Origin of the sequence: Paracoccus marinus (genome assembly GCF_007018965.1) — a bacterium.
Taxonomy (GTDB): Bacteria; Pseudomonadota; Alphaproteobacteria; order Rhodobacterales; family Rhodobacteraceae; genus Paracoccus; species Paracoccus marinus.
In genome coordinates this window covers 1-20,200 of the sequence record NZ_VJYZ01000025.1, presented here as the reverse complement: position 1 = coordinate 20,200, position 20,200 = coordinate 1, and the positions used below count along the sequence as shown (strand labels likewise).

Below are 20,200 nucleotides of genomic sequence, written 5' to 3'. Positions count from 1 at the left end.
TGCGGGCACCTGTCGATCAGGCGGTGATGAACTCGCGCACGAAGGGCGTGGCGGGACGGGCGCGGATGTCGGACGGCTTGCCGATCTGTTCGATCCGGCCCATCGACATCACGACGACCAGGTCGGCAAGCTCCATCGCTTCTTCCTGGTCGTGGGTGACGAACACGGTGGTCAGGCCGGTCTCGTCGTGGATGTGGCGCAGGCCCTGGCGCAGTTCCTTTCGGACCTTCGCGTCCAGCGCCCCGAACGGCTCGTCCAGCAGCAGCATCCGCGGCTCGATCGCGAGCGCGCGCGCCAGCGCCACGCGCTGCCGCTGGCCGCCCGAAAGCTGGCTCGGGTAGCGCTTGCCGATGTCGGGCAGCTGGATCAGGTCCAGCAGCTTGGTCACCCGGCGCGCGACCTCGGCCCGCGGCGGGCGCGTCGCGCGGGGGCGGGCGTTCAGCCCGTAGGCCACGTTGTCGAACACCGTCATGTGCCGGAACAGCGCGTAGGACTGGAACACGAAGCCCGCGCGGCGTTCCTGTACCGTAAGCCCGGTCGCGTCCTGGCCGTCGAACAGAACCCGGCCCGACGACGGGTATTCCAGCCCGCCGAGGATCCGCAGCAGCGTCGTCTTGCCCGACCCCGACGGACCCAGCAGCGCCACGAGCGCGCCCGAGGGGATGGCCAGCGACACCGGCTGCAACGCCGTGGTGGCGCCGAAGATCTTGGCGATTTCGTCGATCTCGATATGCATGGGCGTTTTCCTCACAGGCGGCGGAAGGCGGCGAGCTGGTCGGCGTGGCGGATTTCCAGGCCGGCCTTCAGCAGCAGGGTGACGAGGGCGAGAAGCGTCAGCAGGGCGGCCATGCCGAACGCGGCGACGGACAGGTATTCGTTGTAGAGCATCTCGATGGTGATCGGCATCGTGGCGGTCTGGCCCCGGATCTTGCCCGACACCACGGCGACCGCCCCGAACTCGCCCATCGCGCGGGCGTTGCTCAGCAAAACCCCGTAAAGCAGCGCCCAGCGGATGTTGGGCAGGGTCACGGTGCGAAACACCCGCCACCCCGACGCGCCAAGGGTCAGCGCCGCCTCTTCCTCGGCGCGGCCCTGCTCGATCATCACGGGGATGAGCTCGCGGGCGACGAAGGGAAAGGTCACGAACAGCGTGGCCAGAACGATGCCGGGCACCGCAAAGACGATCGGCATGCCGTTCGCGACCAGCCACCCGCCGGCGAACGAGTTGGCGCCGAACATCAGGACGATGCACAGGCCCGCGACGACGGGGCTTACGGAAAACGGCAGGTCGATCAGGGTGATGAGGAACGCCTTTCCCCTGAAATCGAACTTGGTGATGAGCCAGGCGGCGGCGATCCCGAAGACCGCGTTCAGGGGCACCGCGATCGCGGCGATGGTCAGCGTCAGCCGGATGGCCGAGCGCGCGTCGCGGTGGCCAAGGCTTTCGATCACCGCCGCCCAGCCTTCGCCAAGCGCCTCGGCGAAGACGACGATCAGCGGCGCGGCGACCAGGATGCCAAGGCCCGCGACCGCGATCACGATGAGGGTCCAACGGACCCACGGCGTTTCCTGCGTCGCGGGGCGGAAGGCGCGGGCGGCCGCGGGCGCGCGGCCCAGGGTTGCGTCAGACATATCCGATCCTCCGACGGCTCCAGACCTGGATCAGGTTGATGACCAGCAGCAGCGCGAAGCTGATGAGCAGCATCGCGATCCCGATGGCCGCCGCCGCCTCGTAGTTGAACTCTTCCAGCTGGATCACGATCAGCAGGGGCGCGATCTCAGTCTGCAGCGGCCGGTTGCCGGCGATGAAGATCACCGAACCGTATTCGCCCACCGCGCGCGCGAGCGCGAGCGCGAAGCCCGTCAGCGCGGCCGGCGCGAGCATCGGCAGGACGACGTGGCGCAGCGTGTAGGCGCGGCTGGCGCCCAGCGTCGCCGACGCTTCTTCGACCTCGCGCTCGATTTCCTCGACGACCGGCTGGACCGTGCGGGTCACGAACGGCAGCCCCACAAAGATCAGCGCGATCAGGATGCCCCACTGGGTATAGGCGATGCGGACGCCCAGTTCCTTGAACAGCGACCCGAACGCCCCGTTCGGCGCGTAAAGCGCGGTCAGCGCGATCCCCGCGACGGCGGTCGGCAGGGCGAAGGGCAGATCGACCGCGGCGTCGATGATCCGGCGGCCGGGAAAGCGATAGCGCACCAGCACCCAGGCCAGCACGACGCCGAAGACCAGGTTGAACAGCGCCGCGAACAGCGACAGCCGGAACGACAGGAACAGCGCGGCCCAGACCCGTTCGCGGTTCACTGTTTCCCAGATGTTGCCGATGCCGAAGCCGGCGCCCTTCGCAAGAAGGGCGCCGATCGGCAGCAGCACGATGATGGAAAGCATCGTCAGGGTGATCCCCGCCGACAGGCCGAAGCCCGGCATCGGGGATCTGTGGATCAGTGGCTTGCCCATGTCGGCTTGCGCTACCTCGTGCTCATGTCGTGGTGTCGGCCGGATCGCGTCACTTGGGGACGTAGATCTGGTCGAAGATGCCGCCGTCGCCGAAATGCTCGGGCTGCGCCTTGCCCCAGCCGCCGAAGTCCTCGATCCCGACCAGCTGCATCTGCGGGAAGCGCGCGACATCCTCGGGGTTCGCCGCCGACGTGTCCCAGCCGCGATAGAAGTGCTTGAACGCGAGCGCCTGCGCTTCGGGAGTGTAGAGGAAATCGAGATAGGCCTGCGCCAGCTCGCGCGATTCCGGGGTCGTGGCATTGCCTTCGACCAGCGCGACCGGCGGCTCGGCGCGGATCGAGATCGTCGGCGCGACGATGTCGAATTCATCCTCGCCCAGTTCGTTCAGCGCCAGGTACGCCTCGTTTTCCCAGGCCAGCAGCACGTCGCCGATGCCGCGTTGGGCGAAGGTCGTCGTGGCCCCGCGCGCGCCCGAGTCGAGCACCGGCACGTTCTTGAACAGCTTGGTCACGAATTCTTTCGGGTCCTGCCCGTTCTTCTGCGCCCAGGCCCAGGCGGCGAGGTAGTTCCAGCGCGCCCCGCCCGAGGTCTTGGGATTGGGCGTGATGACCTCGATCCCGTCCTGGACCAGGTCGCCCCAGTCGTTGATCCCCTTGGGATTGCCCTCGCGCACGAGGAAGACGATCGTCGAGGTGTAGGGGGACGAGTTGTGCGGCAGCTTCGACTGCCAGTCGGCTGGCAGCTTGCCGGCCGCCGCGATCTTGTCGATGTCGCCCGCGAGCGCCAGCGTCACCACCTGCGCCTGAAGCCCGTCGATCACCGCGCGCGCCTGGCTGCCCGAGCCGCCGTGGCTGGTTTCGATCTGCGGCGCGTCGTGGCCGAGACCCTGCCAGTGCTTGGCGAAGATCTCGTTATACTCGCGATAGAATTCGCGGGTCGGGTCGTAGCTGACGTTGAGCAGCGTTTCCGCCTGCGCCTTGGGCGCGCCGAGCGCCATCAGGCCAAGCGCCAGCACCGGCAGCGCGTCGCGCAGGATGCGGGGCAGGGCCCAGCCGTTGCGGGGGGCGGCGGCGGCTTCAGCGGCCTGCCGGGGGGTGCGGGCAGGGGTCGTCGTGGGCAGCATGAAGTTCTCCTGTCGTGCCGGGCGCCGCGTGGCGTCGTCGGCGGGTCTTTTGTCGTTCGTCATCAGGCGGGGCAGGACCGGGCCCATCCCCATGATCGTCATCGGCTGGTTCCGCATCATCTGGCCGGTCATGCGCGCGCTTTCTGGTTGGGGCTGCGGGACCCGCCGGCAGATGCGGGACGGACCGCCGCCGGCAGCGCCTCGATCAGCGTGTCCCACAGGGCGGGGTCGCGCCCGGCCAGAAGCTCGGCCCGGGCGGCGTGCGGATCGTGGGTGAAGATGATGAGCGGGGTGCCGTTGATCCGGTGCGCGCAACCCGTGCGCCGGTCGATCAGGTGGACGGCGCAGAGACGGCCGTGAGGGGCGGCGTCGTCGGCGATCGCCTCGCCGTCCTGCGCGCTCTCGTGGCCGAGCGGCAGTCGGTTCGAGACGAACTGAGCCTGGTTCGCGTAGCTCATTCTCGGCCTCCGGTTGTCGTTCGAGGCGACGGATGCCGCTCGTTGGCTTAATAACGACAGCGCAGGTCGAGTTTAGCAAGAACTAATCTCGCCAAAGTTGCTCGTGTATATGGAAGATTATTCTACGGCTTGCAGCGCGGAAAATCGGCGCTGAAACCGTTTGCCGCCCAGCGCTGCACGGGACGGCCGCACGCGCTTCAGGTCCCGAAGATCTGTTCGACCTTGGTGTCCGACCGCAGCATGTCCTCGAGCGTCAGCGACTCGATGATGAGCAGATAGCTCCAGAACACCTCGCCAAAGGTGCGGCGGATGCGGCAGGTCGCCTCGTCCCGGCAGTCGTCGCAGCGTTGATAGGCGCTGCGCGACAGGCAGGGCAGCGGCGCGATCGGCCCGTCGATGCGGCGCAACAGGTCCGAGATCGACACCTCGGACGGCGGCTTCGCCAGCCGGTAGCCGCCCGACCGCCCCCGCATCGACGCGATCACACCGGCGTTGCGAACCTCGAGCAGGATATGTTCCAGAAACCGCTTGGGGGCGCCGGACCGCGCCGCAATCTCCTCGATCGTCAGCGCGCGCGGCTGCTCGCGCGCGGCCTCGTCCGCAAGTGCCAGCAGGGCCTTGAGCGCGTACTTCATCTTCTGGGTAATCATGGGCCAAACCTAAACAGACGGACCTGGGCGAATCAACAATGTCATCGGCGGAACCGTGCCCGTCGCGACGACGGCGGCGGACAAGTCATTGAAATTTCTCGTGTTGTCAAAGCGGTAAATAGACGATCAACGACATAGACAATTTTCGCGTCTCTGTCATGTTCTGGCGCCGTGTCCCCGCCCGTCTGTCGGCGTGCGGCAGCAGGGGGCGGGCAGGGGCGAAATGGACGAACTCGATCTCATCGACCGCAAGATCGTGGCAGAGCTGATGCGCGATGCGACGATCCCGGTGGCGCAGATCGCCGAACGGGTCGGGCTCTCGCAGACGCCCTGCTGGAAGCGGATCCAGAAGCTTCAGGACAGCGGCGTGCTGATCGGCCGCGTGGCGCTGGCCGATCCGGCCCGGCTGGGATTCGGACTGACCGTGTTCGTGGGAATCGAGGCGGTGGACCATTCGGCCGAATGGCGTCAGGCCTTTGTCGCCGCCACCGACGCGATCCCCGAGATCATGGAGGTTCACCGCATGGCTGGCGAGATGGACTATCTGCTGCGGGTCGCGGTCGCGGACATGGCGTCGTTCGACGCGCTCTACAAGCGGCTGACCGACGCGGTGCCGATCAAGAACCTGACCTCGCATTTCGCGATGGAACGGACCAAGTTCACGTCCGTCTACCCGGTCGATACGCGGACCCGCTGAACGCGACCGGCGCACCCCCGCGGCCGGGGATGCGCCGGTTCATGGCCGGCGATGCCGGTCGGTGCAACCGCCTCAGGCGGCCGCGCGCAGGTGCGGGCGGGAGCGCCGGCCAAGCTGGGCCTCGACGGCCTGCGCGACCAGCTCGGCGGTGGCCGACGACAGCGTCCAGCCCAGGTGCCCGTGGCCGGTGTTGTAGAACACGCCCGGGTTCCTGCCGGGGCCGACCTTCGGCATCATCGACGGCAGCATCGGCCGCAGGCCCGCCCACGGGACGCAATGCCGGGTCGAGACATCGGGGAAGTGGCGGCGCACCCACGCCACCAGCGGCTGCACCCGACAGTCGCGGATGTCGCGGTTCTCGCCCGCGAACTCGGCCGTGCCCGCAACGCGGAAGCGGTTCTCGCCAAGCCGGCTCGTCACGATCTTGGTCGCGTCGTCCAGAAGGCTGATGCGCGGCGCGCCTTCCTGCGAGGCGGCGTCCTGCAGGTTGACGGTGATGGAGTAGCCCTTGACCGGATACACGTTCAGCCGGTCGCCCAGCGAACGGGCCAGCTTGCGGCTGCCGATCCCGGCGCAGACCACGATCGCCGCGTGCCGCGCATCGCGCACGCGGCCCTCGCCGTCGCGGAACCGCAGAAGGCGTCCGTCGGCCCCGTTCTCGACGGCCAGCACTTCGGATTCCATCTCGAACCGGACGCCCAGCCGCGTGCAGGCCCGGGCAAGGCCCGTGGTGTACAGGTGGATGTCGCCGGTCGCGTCGCCCGGCGTGTGAAAGCCGCCGACGAAGTCGCCGCGCAGCCGCGGTTCCAGCCGCCGGACGCCGTCCGCGTCAAGCTCGACCCGCTCGACCCCGCCTTCGGCCAGCAGTTCGGAGACGCGGCGGGCGTGGGCCATCTGCGCCTCGGTTCCGTAGAAATGCAGGATGCCCGCGTCGTCGCGGTCGAAGTCGATGCCTTCCTGCGCCGCGATGTCGCGCATCCGCTGCCGGGCCGCGACCGCGAGCGCCGCCGTCTTGGCGGTGTTGCTGCGATAGTTCGGGATGTTGCCCAGGAACTCGGCCAGCCAGCTGTATTTGTGCCAGGTCGGCCGCAGGCTGAGCGACAGGGGCGCGTCGGCCCGCAGCATCCAGCCCAGGCCCTTCAGCACGGTGCTGCTGTGGTTCCAGACCTCGGCGTTCGACGCGGACAGCTGGCCGCCATTGGCGAAGCTGGTTTCCATCGCCGGATAGCGGTTGCGGTCGTAGACGGTCACGTCGAAGCCGCGCGTGGCGAGTTCGTAGGCGGTGGTCACGCCGGTAATGCCGGCGCCGATGACGGCGATGGAATGCATGCTGCGCTCCGGTTCCAAAGGTTAGAACACGCCCGATCGGACGCATTCCCCCTCTGTCCTTTTGCCTGAGAGCATCGCCGCGAGCGGCTTTCTCCTTCGGCGGATGCTGCTGCATCTCTCTCCAGAGTATCGGGCTGGCAGTCTTTTTGCCTGAGAGATTCCGGGGCGTTGCTCCGTCGGCGCGGGCGCGAAGCCCGACTCTCCTGTCCAGTCCGTAGGCGGCTTATCGGGGATGGCGAGGGTTCGGGCAAGGAAATTATGCAGGCGCGGCAAGAGGGTTGCCTTGTTGCATCGCCGTTAGTCCGTGACGGCCCGGTCGTCCTTCGCTTCCAGCTTCACGTCCGGGTCACGAAGTCCGCTCCGCCGCGTTGCAGCCACCTGCGGTCCACGTTATCGATGATGCATGTTGCACGCCGGGACGGGGGTTCCATGCCAGCCAAAGACATTTCGCGCCGCCAGTTCCTGGGGACCGCCGCGGCGCTTGGGGTGATTGCCGTCGTTCGGCCGCTGGCGCCGGCCGAGGCCGCGATGATGCCGTCGGCGGTGGGGCGCGATCCGCAGTGGTTCCAGGGTGGCCGGCTGCGTTATCGCCGCGACGGGATGGCCAAGGTCACCGGGTCCAAGGTGTTCTCGCTCGACATGCGGGCCCGCGACGTCGAGGGCTGGCCTGACCGGCAATCCCACGCGATGACGCTGCACCTGCCGCGCGCGGACCGCGTGTGGCAGGCGCTGGACCTGTCGGTGCTGGGCGACGCGCTGCAACCCGACGTGCTGATCGACGACGCCCGTCTCGCCGCCGACGGGATCGAGATGCAGGAAGCGGACTTCTACGGCCGCTTCTTCGCGGTTCGCGGGCAGGTTCCGGGCATGATGGGCCAGCCCGCCGCGCTGGCGATCTGGCACGACTACGAACGCTTCCGTGCCGCAAGGAAGCTTCTGCAGTTCAACGACGCGATCTGGGTGTGGGGCGACGAGGCGCCGCAGCCGCCGCGCAAGTCCTATGGCGGGGCGCAGTTCGTGCGGATCGCCGGTCCCGACCCGCGCGGCGCGGACGAGTTCTCGCCAATGAAGAACTACATCATCTGGCCCGAGGAAACCGACAGGGACATCAAGTGGCCCGATGACGATCACCCCGTGTTCGGCCAGGCGCGGCGGCATGCGGCCCAGCTGCACGCCGAGTTCGCGACACCGCCGGCCGGCATGCAGGTCTTTGCCCGCCATTACTCATCCCAGTCGGTCGATCCCGCGGCGATGGAGCCGGAAAACGGCCTCGCCTGGTACGACCCCGCGGCCGGTGCGCTGAACGTCATCGGCGCCACCCAGTCGCCCTATACGGTCGCTGAACATCTGCTGGCGATGGTCAAGGCCAGCCGGTTCGCGCTGAACAAGCTGGATTTCGTGACCGGCTACACGGTCGGCTACGGGCAGAAGGAACACCAGCCCTTCCCCTATTACGTCGCGGTTGCCGGGCTTTACGCGCAGGGCAATCCGGTGCGGCTGGTGCTGGACCGCTGGCAGCACTTCCAGTTCGCGCTGAAGCGCCACCCGTTCGAGACGGACATGACGATCTCGGTCGATGCCGACGGCGTGTTCCAGGGCTTCGCCTGCGAGATGATCGGCGATGGCGGCGGGGTGATGAACTTCAGCCCCTCGGTCGGAACGGTCGCGGTAACGGCGGCGCAGTCGATCTATTACTTCCCGAAAAGCGACCTGAAATGCGAGGTGCGCCCCTCGGTCAACGTCACCGCCGGGTCGATGCGCGGCTACGGCACGTTGCAGTCGATGGCCGCGACCGAGATGCTTGTGGACGAGATCGCGACCGAAACGGGCCGCGACGCCATCGCGCTGCGCCGCATCAACGTCCTGAAATCGGGGATGAAGAACACCCAGGGCGCGGTCCCCTCGGGCCACCTGCGTATCGACGAGATCCTGGCGCTGGCCGAAAACGACCCCCTGTGGACGAACCGCGCCGCCCGCAAGGCCGAATACGAGGCGGCCAACCCGGGCACGCTGTACGGCGTCGGCTTCGCGGCCGTGCAGAAAGACTTTGGCACCGGCGCCGAGGCGGCGATCGTGCAGATCGAGATCACGCCGCAGGGCCGGTTGCAGATGCGCCACGTCTCGGCCGAGATCGGCTGCGGGTCCACCACCGCGCAGCTGCTGGTCGTCCAGCCGTGGCTGGGGCGGCCTGCGGATGACGTCGAGTTTTCGGTCATGCACTGGCCGCAGATGCCCGTCCACACCCAGGACCAGCCCTATTCCACCCCGCAGGAAGAGGAAAACCGGCTGGCGCAGGACCCCGCATGGGTGCCCCGGATCACCTCGCCACGGTCGGCGTCGAACTCGGCCTACTACTTCACCCACGCCACCCAGCAGGCGGCGCAGTTGCTGCTGCGGCTGGGGCTGTGGGATGCGGCGCTGTCGATCTGGTCCGGCGGCGGCGACGGCGGCCAGGCGCTGGCCGAGCCGCTTGAGCTGTCCGACGCGCGCTGGTTCGAGGGGCGCCTGACCGCCCGCTCGATGGAGCCGTTGTCGCTGGAACGGCTGGCCGAGCGCGCGCACCAGATGGGGCTCGTCACCGGCGTCTGCGTCCACACCTTCAACCGCTGGGCCTGGGCCGAGGCGGACTTCAACGTCAACGGCCAGACCTTCCGCGCGCCCGTCGATGCGCTGTCTGTGCGTTATGGCGACGGCGCGCCGCCCGATCGCAAGGCCGCGATGACCGCCGGCGGCTATGCGTTCATCCCGCGGCTGCGGGTGCTGTATCCGCCGGTCCAGCGCAACAACGCGGGCACCGTCTACTACGCCCCCTGCGCGACGATGGTCGAGATGTCGGTCGCCACCGGATCGGGCGAGGCGCGGCTGTTGTCGCACAAGTCCTGGCTGGAATGCGGCACCCAGATCGTGCCGGAACTCGTTTCGGGCCAGATGCAGGGGGGCATCGCGATGGGCATCGGCCACGCGCTTTACGAGGATCTGCCGCTTGGCCCCGAAGGGCCGGGGAACGGCAAGTGGGGCCTCAGCCGCTACCTCCTGCCGCGCGCGGCCGACGTTGCCGTGTGGACCCAGACCGGTCACGTCCTGCCGGCGCTGTCCGAGCAGGATCCACCCAAGGGCATGGCCGAGGTCGTGATGATCCCCGTCGTCGCCGCCTGCGGCAATGCCATCGCCCACGCCACGGGCAAGCGGCTTTACCGCACCCCCTTCACACCCGAGCGCATCAGGGAGTTGCTGTGATGGCCGACCGGATCACATTCGAGGCGACCGTCAACGGGCAGAAGGTCGGGCCGCTGGACATCCCGGCCGACCTGATGCTGACCGAGCTTCTGCACGAATATCTCGGCCTCACCGGCACCCGCGTCGCCTGTGGGCAGGGGGTGTGCCGCGCCTGTTCGGTGCTGATCGACGACGGGGTGGCGGGCAGCGCCGCCGCGCTGACGCCGCTGCCGGCCTGCGTGACCGGCGCGGCCTATGCCAGCGGCAAGTCCATCCGCACCATCGAAGGGATGGCGGGCGATGACGGGCAGGGCAATCCCGTGCCCTCGGCCATCCAGCAGGCGTTCCTTGATCATTTCTCGTTTCAGTGCAGCTTCTGCACGCCCGGCTTCGTCATCTCGGCGCAGGCGCTGGTCGAACGGCTTGAGCGGGCGCCGGTCCCGCGCGATCAGGTCGAGGATACGGTGCTTGCCGCGATGAACGAGAACATCTGCCGCTGCACCGGCTATGTCCGCTATCTCGGCGCGGTGCGCGACGTGGTGCTGAACACTCCCGGCCTCACCACCGGCGATCCCGAGCCCGCGGTCACCGCGGCCGCAGGTCCGGCAGCCGGGGGGCGTGGCTGATGGTCCGTCTGCTGCGCTACCTCGCCATCGCCGTCCTGCTGGCATTGATCGTCACCGGCCTGCTTTACTGGAAGGGCACCCGGCTGGCCCCGCTGCCGCCCGCCACCGTCGATTTCGCCGCCCTCGCGGCGCCTGACCGTGCCGCGCTGGTGGCGCGCGGGGCCGAGGTCGCGCGCGATGCCGACTGCGTGGCCTGCCACCTTGATCCCGAAGGCGGATCGGAGCTGGGCGGCGGCTATCCCATGCACCTGCCGATGGGGACGCTGTACGGCACCAACATCTCGCCCTCGCGCGAACACGGCATCGGCGAGTGGAGCGCGGACGACCTGTACCGCGCGGTCGCCTGGGGCGTGGCGCCGGGGGGCCGGAACCTTTACCCGGCGATGCCCTATGTCAGCTACCACGCGATCACCCGCGCGGATTCCGACGCGCTTTACGCATGGCTGATGGCGCAGCGCCCGGTCGAGAAACCGAGCCGCCGCCCCGACCTAATGTTCCCCTTCAACGTGCGGCCGGCGCTGTCCTTGTGGAACGCGCTGTTCCGGCCCGACGCGCAGCCCTTTGCCCCGGCCGAGGGCGAGGCGCCCGACCGCGCCCGCGGCCGCTATCTGGTCGATGTGCTGGGCCACTGCGGCGAATGCCACACGCCCCGGAACCTCGCCTTCGCGATGACCGAGCCGGCCCTTGGCGGCCAGGTGCTGGAAGGCGCCTATGCGCCCGATCTCCAGCAAAATTCGATGGTGCGGCGCGGCTGGAACCCCGACGACCTGATCGCCTTCCTGCATCGCGGCGTGTCGCCGCAGGGCGTGCCCACGCTGACGATGTTGCCGGTCCTGCAGCAATCGACCAGCCACATGGACGACGCGTCGCTGACCGCCATCTCGACCTACCTGCTTGGCGGTCAGGGCCGCGCGGCGGCCGCGCTGCCGGCGGCGGTCTCGCCCGATCCGGCGGGGCGGCTGCATTACCTCGGCCTGTGCGCGGGCTGCCACGGGACCAACGGCCAGGGGCAGCCCCACTCGTCGGTGCCGCTAGCGACCAACACCACCGCCATGATGGACGACCCGCTGAACCTGGTCCGGGTTATCCGCGAAGGGATCGCCCCGCAGGAGCTTGCCCACGGCGAGCGGATGCAGCGCATGCCCGGCTACGCCGCGCAGCTGAGCGACCAGCAGCTGGCCGAGTTGGTGAACTACCTGCGCCAGCAGTGGGGCGGCCGGTCGGAGGTGCTGACGGCTGCGGATATGCAGAAGCTGATCAAGGCGGGGCCGGCGCACTGACGAGGTTGTGGGTGCGTGGCATGGCGCTATAAGCGGGCCGCGCCTGGATCGGTCGCGGAGCTTGACCGCCCCGCGCGGACGATCACCTGAGAGAGCGGCGCGGGCGATCAGTCCGAACCCATGACCGCGCAAAACGATCCACCGCCTCATCTGGCCGAGGCGCTGGGGTACAGGTTGAGCTATATGGGGACGTGACCGGAACCGCCCTGGCCTAAGGGGGCGAGATCGAGGCGCATGGTCGGGATTTCGGCCGCGTGGTCGGTGATCTCAAACCTTAGTAAGTAGCTGCCGGGACGGACGTTCAGTTCGCGCTCGTCAGGCACGGACGCGATCATGATGCGGTCGGATCGGGCGTGGAGCGGCACTTCATTCGCTCTATCGCTCGACAGGGCGCCTCCATGCAGCGCAAAGATGACGTGGACTGCGACGCAGTCGGGCAGCCCGATGGCAACGTGGCTTTGGTGCGATACGAAGCCGCGTGCGACATCCGCATCCGTCCAGATCGGAAAGTCCGCGAACGATAGATCGAACACGCTGACTTGCGCGTGCGAGACGGCGAGACCGAAGGCGATCCTGTTCATGCCGTCAGGAAACGTGCGTCGGCAGTATCGGTCAAGCCGGGTTCGCCGTGCCGGCTGCAAAAAGCGCGGCCGTCAAGCCGCGCTTCATGAATGCCGTCAGGGGAAATCAGCCTGCCGAAACTTCCTTCTTCGGCTCGGCGTGGATCAGCAGCGGCTTGGCCGCCGGGTTGTCCACCGCTTCCTCGTTCACGACTACCTCGTCCACGCTGTCGAGGCCGGGCAGTTCGAACATCGTGTCCAGCAGGATGTCCTCCATGATCGAGCGCAGGCCGCGCGCGCCGGTCTTGCGCTTGATGGCGCGCTTGGCGATCGCCTTGAGCGCGTCGTCGGTGAAGGTCAGCTTCACGTCCTCAAGATCGAACAGCCGCTGGTACTGCTTGACCAGCGCGTTCTTCGGCTGGGTGAGGATGATCATCAGCGCTTCTTCGTCCAGATCGGTCAGCGTGGCGATCACCGGCAGGCGGCCGACGAATTCGGGGATCAGGCCGAACTTCAGCAGGTCCTCGGGCTCCAGTTCCTTGAACATCTCGCCCACGCCGCGATCGTCGTTGTCCTTGACCGTCGCGCCGAAGCCCATCGCCGTGCCCTTGTTGCGCTGCGCGATGATGCGTTCCAGACCGGCAAAGGCGCCGCCGCAGATGAACAGGATGTTGGTCGTGTCCACCTGCAGGAATTCCTGCTGCGGATGCTTGCGCCCGCCTTGCGGGGGAACGCTGGCGACGGTGCCTTCCATGATCTTCAGCAGCGCCTGCTGGACGCCCTCGCCCGACACGTCGCGGGTGATCGAGGGGTTGTCCGACTTGCGGGTGATCTTGTCGACCTCGTCGATGTAGACGATGCCGCGCTGCGCCCGCTCGACGTTGTATTCCGACGCCTGCAGCAGCTTGAGGATGATGTTTTCCACATCCTCGCCGACATAGCCCGCCTCGGTCAGTGTGGTCGCGTCGGCCATGGTGAACGGCACGTCGAGAATCCGCGCCAGCGTCTGTGCCAGCAGCGTCTTGCCGGTCCCGGTCGGGCCGATCAGCAGGATGTTCGACTTCGCCAGCTCCATGTCGGCCTTGGAGCCGTGGTTCAGGCGCTTGTAGTGGTTGTGGACCGCGACTGACAGGACCCGCTTGGCGTGTTCCTGGCCGATGACGTAATCGTCCAGCACGGCCATGATCTCGCGCGGGGTCGGCACGCCCTCGCCGGATTTCAGGCCCGACGACTTCGTTTCCTCGCGAATGATGTCCATGCACAGTTCGACGCATTCGTCGCAGATGAACACGGTCGGGCCCGCAATCAGCTTGCGCACCTCGTGCTGGCTTTTCCCGCAGAAGCTGCAATAGAGCGTGTTCTTGCTGTCGCTGCCGGGCTGGTTGGCCATGGTCGGATCCTCGTCCTTCGTCACTGCGACCCGAAGGGGCCGGCAGGGTCGGGGGCGGCAAGCGCCGCACCCGCGGGTCGGCCCATCTTAAGGGCCGCGCATCGTCGTCACAATCCCGAAACCCCGGCCGGCAAGCGACCGCGCGTCACGGGACCGCGATCAGCTGTCGGGAACGGCCTTGCCGCGGTTTTCCAGGATCTCGTCGATCAGCCCGAACTCCTTGGCCTCTTGCGGCGACATGAAGCGGTCGCGGTCAAGCGCGCGCTCGACCTCGTCCAGGGTGCGGCCGGTATGTTCGACGTAGATTTCGTTCATGCGGTGCTTGAGCTTGTGGGTTTCCTCGGCGTGGATCAGCAGGTCGGTCGCGTTGCCGCGGAACCCGCCCGAGGGCTGGTGGACCATGATCCGGCTGTTGGGCAGCGAGAAGCGCGAGCCCTTTTCGCCGCCCGCCAGCAGCAGCGCGCCCATCGACGCGGCCTGCCCGATCACTAGGGTCGAGATGCGCGGGCGCACGTACTGCATCGTGTCGTAGATCGACAGCCCCGCCGTCACAACGCCGCCGGGGCTGTTGATGTACATGCTGATGTCCTTGGACGGGTTCTCCGCCTCAAGGAAAAGCAGCTGGGCCGAGATCAGCGTCGACATGCCGTCGTGGACCGGCCCCGACACGAAGATGATGCGTTCCTTGAGCAGGCGCGAGAAGATGTCGTAGGCGCGTTCGCCCCGGCTGGTCTGTTCCACCACCATCGGGACGAGCGTGTTCATGTAGAATTCTTGCGGATCGTGCATCGAAGCCCCTGTGATCGTCCATCGCGGGCACCCGCCCGCGGTCCTGCCCGTCCACCGTCTTTACGGGCGAAAGGTTGACAGAGTCTTAGTAACGCGCGAGGCCACCTGCAAGGGATGGGTCGAATTGCAGGGAAAGGTGGGCCGGTGCAGCTGATCGTCGGACTGGGCAACCCGGGCGCGCAATATGCGGGCAACCGCCACAATATCGGCTGGATGGCGATCGACCGGATCGCCGCCGATCACGGGTTTTCGCCGTGGCGGGCGCGGTTCCAGGGGCTGGTCGCCGAGGGGCGGCTGGGCGACGAAAAGGTCGTGGCGCTGAAGCCTCAGACCTTCATGAACCTCAGCGGGCAGTCGGTGGGCGAGGCGATGCGCTACCTTAAGCTCGATCCCGCCGACATCGTCGTGCTGCATGACGAGCTGGACCTTGCCCCCGGCAAGTGCCGGGTCAAGACCGGGGGCGGGCACGCGGGCCATAACGGCCTGCGCTCGATCCACCAGCATGTGGGCGAGGCGTATCGACGGGTGCGGCTGGGGATCGGCCATCCCGGGCACAAGGACCGGGTCGCGGGTTATGTCCTGTCGGACTTCGCCAAGGCGGATGGCGCGTGGCTGGACGACCTGATCCGGGGCGTTTCGGACGGCGCGCCTGCGCTGGCCGCGCGCGACGACGGGCGGTTCATGACGGCGGTCGCGGCGCGGACGCAGCCGGCGAGAAACAGCGGGACCGCGCGGCCAGCGGCTGCGCCCGAGGCAAGACCGCCGAAGCCCGCGCCCGTGGCGCAAACACAGGCGGACCGCCCCGCCGACCTGGAAGGAAAGCTCGACGCCCTTCGCGCGATGTTCGGGGGCAAGTCGTGATGGAGCCGTCGCTGAACGTCCTGGGCGGGCCGCTTGAAAGCTGCTCGACCGATCCGATGACCGGGTTCTATCGCAACGGCTGCTGCGACACCGGCCCCGAGGATGTCGGCAGCCACACCGTCTGCGTGATCCTGACGGCGGAGTTCCTCGCGTTCTCGAAATATCTCGGCAACGACCTGTCCACGCCGCGCCCCGAATACCGCTTCGCCGGGCTGAAGCCGGGCGACCGCTGGTGCCTGTGCGCGAGCCGGTTCCTGCAGGCGGCGCAGGAATTCGCGGCGCCGCGGGTCGTCCTTTCGGCGACGCACAGCGCCGCGACGCGGGTGGTGCCGCTGGAACTGCTGCGGGCGCACGCCGTTGACGGCCAGACCCGCAACGGGGACGGGGTGACCGGGGGCTGATCCCCGTGATCCCGTCCCGGCGGAAAGGAGCCTGCCATGACCCGCCCGATCTTCGTCGCCGCCCTGCTGGCGACCGCCATTCCAAGTGCTGCCCTTCCAAGTGCTGCCCTTGCACAGTCGGCACCCGCACCGACCATCCGCCAGGCGGATGCGGAGCGGCTTGCGAACCTCGACGCAGCGACCGGCACGGCCTTGCGCCAGCTGGTCGTCGAGGGTGATGCGGCCCAATTGGCGCTGGCGAGGCTTGCGTTGACGGGCTTGGCCCAGCCTGCCGAAGACGTGGCCGCGGCAGACCTGACTGGCGACTGGAAGTGCAGCATGACCAAGATCGGCGGGCTGCTGCCCGCGGTCGGCTATCCGCCGTTCCGCTGCCGGATCGCGGCGGATGTCGGCCGCCTGACCTTCGACAAGCTCACCGGATCGCAGCGCACGCGCGGCACGCTGCAACTTGCGGACGGGCGCTGGGTCTATCTCGGCTCGACCTTCGTCGCCGGGGAACAGCCGATGGATTACGCGGATTTCCCCGAGGTCGTGGACACCTCGGCGGGCGAAACCCTGCCCGACGTTGGCGTGTTCGAGGTCACCGGCCCCGACAGCGCCCGGATCCTGTTCCCGCAGCCCTATCGCGAGTCGATCCTGAACGTCCTGACGCTGACCCGCTGAGCGGGCACGCCGTCAGGCCGTGATCTCGACCCCCAGGTGGCGGGCGACGGTGAAGATGTCCTTGTCGCCGCGGCCCGACAGGTTCAGCACGATCAGGTGCTCGGGCGGCAGCGCGGGCGCGATCTTGGCGATGTGGGCAAGCGCGTGGCAGGGTTCCAGCGCGGGGATGATCCCCTCGGTCTCGCAGCACAGGGTAAAGGCCGCCAGCGCCTCGTCGTCGGTGATGGCCACGTATTCGGCCCGGCCCACGTCGTGAAGCCAGGCGTGTTCCGGCCCGATCCCGGGATAGTCGAGGCCCGCGCTGATCGAGCTGCCTTCCAGGATCTGGCCGTCGTCGTCCTGCAACAGGAAGGTGCGGTTGCCGTGCAGGACGCCGGGGCGGCCGCCCGACAGGCTCGCGCAGTGTTCCATCCGCGCATCCACGCCCTTGCCGCCCGCCTCGACGCCGATGATGCGGACCGACGAGTCGTCGAGGAACGGGTGGAACAGGCCCATCGCGTTCGAGCCGCCGCCGATCGCGGCGATGATCGTGTCGGGCAGGCGGCCTTCGGCGGCCATGATCTGGGTTCTGGTCTCGCGCCCGATGATCGACTGGAAGTCGCGGACCATCGCCGGGTAGGGGTGGGGGCCCGCCACCGTGCCGATGCAGTAGAAGGTGTCGTGGACGTTGGTGACCCAGTCGCGCATGGCGTCGTTCATCGCGTCCTTCAGCGTGCCCCGGCCAGACCGAACGGCGATCACCTCGGCCCCCAGCAGCCGCATGCGGAACACGTTGGGCTGCTGGCGCTCGACGTCGTGCGCGCCCATGTAGACGACGCATTTCAGCCCGAAGCGCGCGCAGACGGTCGCGGTCGCGACCCCGTGCTGGCCGGCGCCGGTCTCGGCGATGATCCGGGTCTTGCCCATCCGCCGCGCCAGCAGGATCTGGCCCAGCACGTTGTTCACCTTGTGGCTGCCGGTGTGGTTCAGCTCTTCGCGCTTGAAATACACCGTGGCGCCGCCAAGCCGTTCGGTCAGCCGCTCGGCCTTGTAAAGCGGCGAGGGGCGGCCGACGTAGTTGACCTGCAGATCCTCCATCTCGGCGGCGAAGGCGGGATCGGTTTTCGCCTTCTCGTATTCCGCCTGCAGGTCGAGGATCAGCGGCATCAGCGTCTCGCTGACGAAGCGGCCGCCGAAGATGCCGAAGCGGCCCTGCTCGTCGGGGCCGCTCATGTAGCTGTTCAGCAGATCGTCGGCCATCGCACGCTCCTGTCGGCAGGGTCAGAGCGTTTTCTTAAACCCGACATGGGACGCGGTAAACCCGAGCCTGTCGTAGAAGCGGTGCGCATCGGTGCGGGCGGCGTTGGTGGTCAGCTGCATGACCCGGCAGCCGGCGGCGCGGGCGCGCGCTTCGGCATCAGCGAACATCTGCGCGCCGACGCCTTGCCCACGCAGTTCGGGCGCGACGCGGACGCCTTCGACCAGCGCGCGTCGGGTGCCCTGCAGCGACAGGCCCGAGATGAAGGTGATCTGGTAGCAGGCGATGACGCGCCCGCCGTCCTCGGCCACGATCTGCAGGTTCGCTCCCTCGGCCGCCATCGCGTCGAAGGCGGCGAGATAGGCGGCGGGGTCCGCGACCTCGCGCGATGCCCCGAGCGAGTCGGCGGCGAGCATGGCCACGATCGCGGGCACGTCGTCGCGGGTGGCCTCGCGCCAGATCACCGCCTGGCGTCCGGGGCGGTTGTGCCCCTGGTGGCGGTCGCGCCGGTGGCGGCGGCGACGAAGTCGCGGATCAGCCCCGCATCCTTGACCCCCGGCGCGCTTTCGACGCCGGAACTGACGTCCACGGCGGGCGCGCGGGTCAGCCGGATCGCCTCGGCCACGTTGCCGGGTGTCAGGCCGCCGGCAAGCATCCACGGCCGCAGGAACCGGCGCCCGGCAAGAAGCGACCAGTCGAAGGCAAGGCCGTTTCCGCCCGGCAGGGCCGCATCCTTCGGCGGCTTGGCGTCGATCAGCAGGATGTCGGCGACAATACCGTAGTCGGTCAGCGCGGGCAAGTCGCCGGGGCCCGCGACGCCCACCGCCTTCATCACCGGCAGGCCGGTGCGGGCGCGGACCTCGGCCACGCGGGCGGGCGGTTCGGCCCCGTGCAGCTGCACGATGTCGAGGGCCACGGACGCGAGGACATGATCGAGGTCGGCGTCGGTGGGGTTCACGAACAGGCCCACCCGAGCGATCCCGTCCGGTGCGGCCAGCGCAAGCGCCGCGGCTTCGTCCACCGAGAGGTTGCGGGGCGAGCGCGGGAAGAACACGAAGCCCGCATAGCGCGCGCCTACCTGTGCCGCCGCCTCGATGTCGGCCGCCGTCCGCAGCCCGCAGATCTTGACGGCCGTTTCGGGGCGTCCGTTCACGGGCGGGCGACGGCCGTGGCGGACGCGGGCACCGGCAGTTGCGCCGTTGCGGTGCCTGGAACCGGCAGCCCGGCGGTCGTTTGCGGGCGCGGCGCCTTGGGCGCGTCGAGGATCGCCAGCACTTCGTCGCGGGGCGCGACCGCGCCGGTGCGGGTCACGACGACATCGCCCGCGCGCTGGCGGGCCGCCAGGTCGCGCTGCCGGGCGGCGGCGAGGTTGCGGTAATGCGATTCCCGCATCCATTCGACCACGATCCCCAGCACCATGCCCAGGGCCAGCGCGAGGAAGATCAGCAGGAACAGCGGCATCGAGGCCGACCAGCGACCGCCCGCGAACTCTGCCACCGTGCGCGGGACCAGGCTGACCGTGACCGACGTGCGGTTCGCCAGCGCGATGCAGATCAGGATCAGGCCCAGCAGGGTCACGAGCAGCAGGCGCAGGGTTCGCATCAAAGGCTCCTATCGGGTCGGCGGCCACGGGCCCGCGCGGTGCGGCGAACCGGACGGCGGGGCGGCGTCGGGCGCAATCTGGCCCATCGCGCCGCCGCTCGCAACCGCCCCGAAGCCAGGCCGGTGGGCGCGTATGACGGCTGCCCGCCCTCAGTCGTCGGGGTTGAGCCGGTCGCGCAGCAGCTTGCCCGTCTTGAAGAACGGGACGTGCTTCTGTTCCACCTGCACCATGTCGCCGGTGCGCGGGTTGCGGCCCTGCCGCGCGTCGCGCTGCTTGACCGAGAACGCGCCGAAGCCCCGCAACTCGACCCGGTCGCCGCGCGCCATGGCGGCGATCACCTCCTCGAACACGGTGCCTACGATCTTCTCAACGTCACGCTGGATCAGGTGGGGGTTCTCGTCGGCAATCTTCTGGATCAATTCGGACCGGATCATCTGAACCCCTGCGTGCGCGGCAAGCCCCGTGCTCGGCAACCCCGAGGGGGCCGCCATGCATGTGACAGGGAACGCCAACGATGCCAAATAGTTGCAAGCCAAGATTCCGTTCGCGACGCAGTATACTCCTCGCCGGTCATCGTCAGGTAAGGACACCTACATGCCTCAGCTCGCATGGATGTATTCGCGGGCCAGCGCGCTCTCGGGCAGGAACTGCGCGTGACCGGAACACGGCACGGGTATCCTTTACCGCTGCTCGAAACGCCCAGCCTCCACGCCAGCCTTCTCACGGTCTCCTGCTTCAGGCTATCCGTCGTCAGAAAATTGCTCTGCTTCGTCGAAAGCTGTAAGCGCCACGGCGCTCTCCTCCTGCCGCTGCTGATCTGATCGGTCCATTCTCCGCGGGTGGGCATGGGGCGGAG

The 20,200-nt window shown here is 68.4% G+C and carries 23 protein-coding genes and 1 riboswitch; of the genes, 8 read left to right on the top strand and 15 right to left on the bottom strand.

Annotation, left to right across the window (positions count from 1 at the left end; translation table 11 throughout):
- Positions 1-16: 16 nt before the first annotated feature.
- From FNF32_RS11600 to FNF32_RS11575, 6 genes are all read right to left on the bottom strand, one after another.
- The gene (locus FNF32_RS11600) at positions 17-736 is read right to left on the bottom strand and encodes a sulfate/molybdate ABC transporter ATP-binding protein (RefSeq protein ID WP_131673850.1); all 720 of its coding nucleotides are present in this window, start codon (positions 734-736) and stop codon (positions 17-19) included.
- Positions 737-747: 11 nt separating this feature from the next.
- Complete coding sequence (cysW, locus tag FNF32_RS11595) at positions 748-1,632, bottom strand: sulfate ABC transporter permease subunit CysW (protein WP_131673851.1); 885 nt, start codon at positions 1,630-1,632, stop codon at positions 748-750.
- Positions 1,625-2,431 (bottom strand): sulfate ABC transporter permease subunit CysT, encoded by an 807-nt coding sequence (gene cysT, locus FNF32_RS11590; RefSeq protein ID WP_425467908.1) that lies wholly within the window; start codon positions 2,429-2,431, stop codon positions 1,625-1,627. Before cysT ends, cysW begins: the two co-directional genes overlap by 8 nt.
- A gap of 79 nt (positions 2,432-2,510) precedes the next feature.
- A complete protein-coding gene (locus tag FNF32_RS11585; RefSeq protein ID WP_246087811.1) occupies positions 2,511-3,458 on the bottom strand; it encodes a sulfate ABC transporter substrate-binding protein in 948 nt (315 codons plus the stop codon).
- A 254-nt stretch (positions 3,459-3,712) separates the two neighbouring features.
- The gene (locus FNF32_RS11580) at positions 3,713-4,042 is read right to left on the bottom strand and encodes a hypothetical protein (protein WP_131673853.1); all 330 of its coding nucleotides are present in this window, start codon (positions 4,040-4,042) and stop codon (positions 3,713-3,715) included.
- 197 nt (positions 4,043-4,239) lie between these two features.
- Positions 4,240-4,692: an Rrf2 family transcriptional regulator gene (locus tag FNF32_RS11575; protein WP_131673854.1), complete on the bottom strand. Its 453-nt coding sequence runs from the start codon at positions 4,690-4,692 to the stop codon at positions 4,240-4,242.
- Between the two features lie 223 nt (positions 4,693-4,915).
- Between FNF32_RS11575 and FNF32_RS11570 the strand changes: the two genes are divergently transcribed.
- Positions 4,916-5,389 carry an Lrp/AsnC family transcriptional regulator gene (locus FNF32_RS11570; RefSeq protein ID WP_131673855.1) on the top strand — a complete coding sequence of 158 codons (474 nt, stop codon included), beginning with the start codon at positions 4,916-4,918 and terminating at the stop codon, positions 5,387-5,389.
- 72 nt (positions 5,390-5,461) lie between these two features.
- Here FNF32_RS11570 and FNF32_RS11565 read toward each other — a convergent pair whose 3' ends face one another.
- The gene (locus FNF32_RS11565) at positions 5,462-6,718 is read right to left on the bottom strand and encodes a D-amino acid dehydrogenase (RefSeq protein WP_131673856.1); all 1,257 of its coding nucleotides are present in this window, start codon (positions 6,716-6,718) and stop codon (positions 5,462-5,464) included.
- A 43-nt stretch (positions 6,719-6,761) separates the two neighbouring features.
- Positions 6,762-6,853, bottom strand: a riboswitch (glycine riboswitch).
- Between the two features lie 294 nt (positions 6,854-7,147).
- On the opposite strand from FNF32_RS11565, the gene FNF32_RS11560 reads away from it, so the two are divergent.
- From FNF32_RS11560 to FNF32_RS11550, 3 genes are read left to right on the top strand one after another with little or no spacing between them, the layout of a single operon-like run.
- Complete coding sequence (locus FNF32_RS11560; protein ID WP_131673857.1) at positions 7,148-9,955, top strand: xanthine dehydrogenase family protein molybdopterin-binding subunit; 2,808 nt, start codon at positions 7,148-7,150, stop codon at positions 9,953-9,955.
- A complete protein-coding gene (locus FNF32_RS11555; RefSeq protein ID WP_131673858.1) occupies positions 9,955-10,560 on the top strand; it encodes a (2Fe-2S)-binding protein in 606 nt (201 codons plus the stop codon). Before FNF32_RS11560 ends, FNF32_RS11555 begins: the two co-directional genes overlap by 1 nt.
- Positions 10,560-11,840 carry a cytochrome c gene (locus FNF32_RS11550; protein ID WP_131673859.1) on the top strand — a complete coding sequence of 427 codons (1,281 nt, stop codon included), beginning with the start codon at positions 10,560-10,562 and terminating at the stop codon, positions 11,838-11,840. Before FNF32_RS11555 ends, FNF32_RS11550 begins: the two co-directional genes overlap by 1 nt.
- A 179-nt stretch (positions 11,841-12,019) precedes the next feature.
- On the opposite strand, the gene comJ is transcribed toward FNF32_RS11550, so the two are convergent.
- The 3 genes from comJ to FNF32_RS11535 all read right to left on the bottom strand — a co-directional run bounded on the left by comJ (position 12,020) and on the right by FNF32_RS11535 (position 14,579).
- Positions 12,020-12,421, bottom strand: coding sequence for a competence protein ComJ (gene comJ / locus FNF32_RS11545; protein WP_131673860.1), 402 nt, complete (start codon positions 12,419-12,421; stop codon positions 12,020-12,022).
- 106 nt (positions 12,422-12,527) lie between these two features.
- Positions 12,528-13,790, bottom strand: a complete 1,263-nt coding sequence (gene clpX, locus FNF32_RS11540) for an ATP-dependent Clp protease ATP-binding subunit ClpX (protein ID WP_131673861.1) — start codon at positions 13,788-13,790, stop codon at positions 12,528-12,530.
- A 159-nt stretch (positions 13,791-13,949) separates the two neighbouring features.
- Positions 13,950-14,579, bottom strand: a complete 630-nt coding sequence (locus FNF32_RS11535; protein WP_131673862.1) for an ATP-dependent Clp protease proteolytic subunit — start codon at positions 14,577-14,579, stop codon at positions 13,950-13,952.
- A 144-nt stretch (positions 14,580-14,723) separates the two neighbouring features.
- Between FNF32_RS11535 and pth the strand changes: the two genes are divergently transcribed.
- From pth to FNF32_RS11520, 3 genes are read left to right on the top strand one after another with little or no spacing between them, the layout of a single operon-like run.
- On the top strand, positions 14,724-15,440 hold the full coding sequence (gene pth, locus FNF32_RS11530) for an aminoacyl-tRNA hydrolase (protein ID WP_131673863.1): 717 nt from the start codon (positions 14,724-14,726) through the stop codon (positions 15,438-15,440).
- Positions 15,440-15,841 carry a DUF2237 family protein gene (locus tag FNF32_RS11525; protein WP_131673864.1) on the top strand — a complete coding sequence of 134 codons (402 nt, stop codon included), beginning with the start codon at positions 15,440-15,442 and terminating at the stop codon, positions 15,839-15,841. Before pth ends, FNF32_RS11525 begins: the two co-directional genes overlap by 1 nt.
- A gap of 36 nt (positions 15,842-15,877) precedes the next feature.
- Entirely contained in the window at positions 15,878-16,504 is a 627-nt protein-coding gene (locus FNF32_RS11520; protein ID WP_131673865.1) for a DUF4893 domain-containing protein, read from the top strand.
- Positions 16,505-16,516: 12 nt separating this feature from the next.
- Here the strand turns inward: FNF32_RS11520 and trpB are convergent, their stop codons facing one another.
- The 5 genes from trpB to ihfB all read right to left on the bottom strand — a co-directional run bounded on the left by trpB (position 16,517) and on the right by ihfB (position 19,778).
- Positions 16,517-17,743, bottom strand: coding sequence for a tryptophan synthase subunit beta (gene trpB, locus FNF32_RS11515; RefSeq protein ID WP_131673866.1), 1,227 nt, complete (start codon positions 17,741-17,743; stop codon positions 16,517-16,519).
- A gap of 21 nt (positions 17,744-17,764) precedes the next feature.
- On the bottom strand, positions 17,765-18,157 hold the full coding sequence (locus tag FNF32_RS11510; RefSeq protein ID WP_131673875.1) for a GNAT family N-acetyltransferase: 393 nt from the start codon (positions 18,155-18,157) through the stop codon (positions 17,765-17,767).
- Between the two features lie 44 nt (positions 18,158-18,201).
- A complete protein-coding gene (locus FNF32_RS11505; protein ID WP_131673867.1) occupies positions 18,202-18,894 on the bottom strand; it encodes a phosphoribosylanthranilate isomerase in 693 nt (230 codons plus the stop codon).
- Positions 18,891-19,343 carry a lipopolysaccharide assembly protein LapA domain-containing protein gene (locus tag FNF32_RS11500; RefSeq protein WP_131673868.1) on the bottom strand — a complete coding sequence of 151 codons (453 nt, stop codon included), beginning with the start codon at positions 19,341-19,343 and terminating at the stop codon, positions 18,891-18,893. The genes FNF32_RS11505 and FNF32_RS11500 overlap by 4 nt, the downstream gene beginning before the upstream one ends.
- Before the next feature lie 150 nt (positions 19,344-19,493).
- A complete protein-coding gene (gene ihfB, locus FNF32_RS11495) occupies positions 19,494-19,778 on the bottom strand; it encodes an integration host factor subunit beta (protein ID WP_131673869.1) in 285 nt (94 codons plus the stop codon).
- Positions 19,779-19,952: 174 nt separating this feature from the next.
- On the opposite strand from ihfB, the gene FNF32_RS11490 reads away from it, so the two are divergent.
- Entirely contained in the window at positions 19,953-20,165 is a 213-nt protein-coding gene (locus tag FNF32_RS11490) for a hypothetical protein (protein ID WP_131673870.1), read from the top strand.
- Positions 20,166-20,200 lie beyond the last annotated feature (35 nt).

Bases quoted from the DNA above. Each gene is read 5' to 3' on its own strand.
- clpX (WP_131673861.1), bottom strand. From the start codon at position 13,790: ATGGCCAACCAGCCCGGCAGCGACAGCAAGAACACGCTCTATTGCAGC.
- FNF32_RS11600 (WP_131673850.1), bottom strand. From the start codon at position 736: ATGCATATCGAGATCGACGAAATCGCCAAGATCTTCGGCGCCACCACG.
- trpB (WP_131673866.1), bottom strand. From the start codon at position 17,743: ATGGCCGACGATCTGCTGAACAGCTACATGAGCGGCCCCGACGAGCAG.
- cysT (WP_425467908.1), bottom strand. From the start codon at position 2,431: ATGCCGGGCTTCGGCCTGTCGGCGGGGATCACCCTGACGATGCTTTCC.
- cysW (WP_131673851.1), bottom strand. From the start codon at position 1,632: ATGTCTGACGCAACCCTGGGCCGCGCGCCCGCGGCCGCCCGCGCCTTC.
- ihfB (WP_131673869.1), bottom strand. From the start codon at position 19,778: ATGATCCGGTCCGAATTGATCCAGAAGATTGCCGACGAGAACCCCCAC.
- FNF32_RS11575 (WP_131673854.1), bottom strand. From the start codon at position 4,692: ATGATTACCCAGAAGATGAAGTACGCGCTCAAGGCCCTGCTGGCACTT.
- FNF32_RS11510 (WP_131673875.1), bottom strand. From the start codon at position 18,157: ATGCTCGCCGCCGACTCGCTCGGGGCATCGCGCGAGGTCGCGGACCCC.
- FNF32_RS11520 (WP_131673865.1), top strand. From the start codon at position 15,878: ATGACCCGCCCGATCTTCGTCGCCGCCCTGCTGGCGACCGCCATTCCA.
- FNF32_RS11560 (WP_131673857.1), top strand. From the start codon at position 7,148: ATGCCAGCCAAAGACATTTCGCGCCGCCAGTTCCTGGGGACCGCCGCG.
- FNF32_RS11525 (WP_131673864.1), top strand. From the start codon at position 15,440: ATGGAGCCGTCGCTGAACGTCCTGGGCGGGCCGCTTGAAAGCTGCTCG.
- FNF32_RS11565 (WP_131673856.1), bottom strand. From the start codon at position 6,718: ATGCATTCCATCGCCGTCATCGGCGCCGGCATTACCGGCGTGACCACC.
- FNF32_RS11500 (WP_131673868.1), bottom strand. From the start codon at position 19,343: ATGCGAACCCTGCGCCTGCTGCTCGTGACCCTGCTGGGCCTGATCCTG.
- FNF32_RS11580 (WP_131673853.1), bottom strand. From the start codon at position 4,042: ATGAGCTACGCGAACCAGGCTCAGTTCGTCTCGAACCGACTGCCGCTC.
- FNF32_RS11570 (WP_131673855.1), top strand. From the start codon at position 4,916: ATGGACGAACTCGATCTCATCGACCGCAAGATCGTGGCAGAGCTGATG.
- comJ (WP_131673860.1), bottom strand. From the start codon at position 12,421: ATGAACAGGATCGCCTTCGGTCTCGCCGTCTCGCACGCGCAAGTCAGC.
- FNF32_RS11490 (WP_131673870.1), top strand. From the start codon at position 19,953: ATGGATGTATTCGCGGGCCAGCGCGCTCTCGGGCAGGAACTGCGCGTG.
- FNF32_RS11550 (WP_131673859.1), top strand. From the start codon at position 10,560: ATGGTCCGTCTGCTGCGCTACCTCGCCATCGCCGTCCTGCTGGCATTG.
- FNF32_RS11555 (WP_131673858.1), top strand. From the start codon at position 9,955: ATGGCCGACCGGATCACATTCGAGGCGACCGTCAACGGGCAGAAGGTC.
- FNF32_RS11585 (WP_246087811.1), bottom strand. From the start codon at position 3,458: ATGGCGCTCGGCGCGCCCAAGGCGCAGGCGGAAACGCTGCTCAACGTC.
- FNF32_RS11535 (WP_131673862.1), bottom strand. From the start codon at position 14,579: ATGCACGATCCGCAAGAATTCTACATGAACACGCTCGTCCCGATGGTG.